At 67.3% G+C, this 889-nt stretch carries 1 protein-coding gene; it reads right to left on the bottom strand.

Annotated elements, in window-relative coordinates; genetic code table 11:
- Window positions 1-10 precede the first annotated feature (10 nt).
- Window positions 11-819, bottom strand: a protein-coding gene (locus AC3EUJ_RS37200) for an IS5 family transposase (protein WP_431969427.1) whose coding sequence is annotated in 2 segments (ribosomal slippage) — window positions 11-480 and window positions 480-819 — 810 coding nt in all. Because the reading frame shifts where the segments join, the coding sequence is not laid out codon by codon here.
- Window positions 820-889: the final 70 nt, after the last annotated feature.

Genomic DNA, 889 nt, shown 5'->3' with positions numbered 1-889 from the left:
ACTGATCGTTTCAGAATGACGTGCGGAGTCGTCGGAGGCAGATGATGCTGCAGGCGAGTTCCAGGAGGCCCTGGTGGAGGTCGGCGCGGCGTTCGTAGCGGGTCCGGAGTCGTTTGAACTGGTGGAGCCAGGCGAAGGTGCGCTCGACGACCCAGCGGGTTTTGCCCAGGCCGGAGCCATGGGCGACGCCGCGTCGGGCGATGAGGGGCTTGATGCCGCGCTTCCATAGCAGCCGGCGGTACTTGTCGTAGTCGTAGCCGCGGTCGGCAAATAGCCGCTTGGGCTTGCTGCGCGGACGCCCTTGAAGTCCCCGTATTCGGGGGATCGCGTCCAGCAGCGGGATCAGTTGCGTCACGTCATGCCGGTTCCCGCCGGTGACGGACACGGCCAGCGGGGTGCCGCGGCGGTCGACGATCAGGTGGTGTTTGGAGCCGGGGCGGGCTCGGTCGACCGGTGAAGGCCCGACGTGATCCCCCCTTTGAGGGCCCTGACGTGGGAGCCGTCGATCGCGCAGTCGTCCATCTCGAGCAAGCCGGTCTTGCGCAGTTCGGCAAGGAGTTCCGTGTGCAGCCGGGGCCAGACTCCGGCTTCGGTCCAGTCTCGCAGGCGGCGCCAGGCGGTGACGCCCGAGCAGCCCACCACGCTGGCAGGGACGTCCCGCCAGGCCACCCCCTTGCGCAGCACGTAGACAATGCCCGCCAGTGCAACACGGTCAGGCACCCGAAGTCGGCCTGGGTGCCGGTGCCTTCGCTCGGGCTGCGGCGGCAGCAGCGGGGCTATACGTTCCCACAGGTCATCAGGGACAAGATCATCGGACACCCCGCAGACCCTGCCGACGAAGATCACTGACTGCCAGCCGACACGCCGATCTCATTCTGAAACGATCAGT

Source organism: Actinacidiphila sp. bgisy160 (assembly GCF_057707815.1).
Note: the sequence above shows the minus strand (reverse complement) of the source record. Positions and strands in the feature narration are given on the sequence as shown.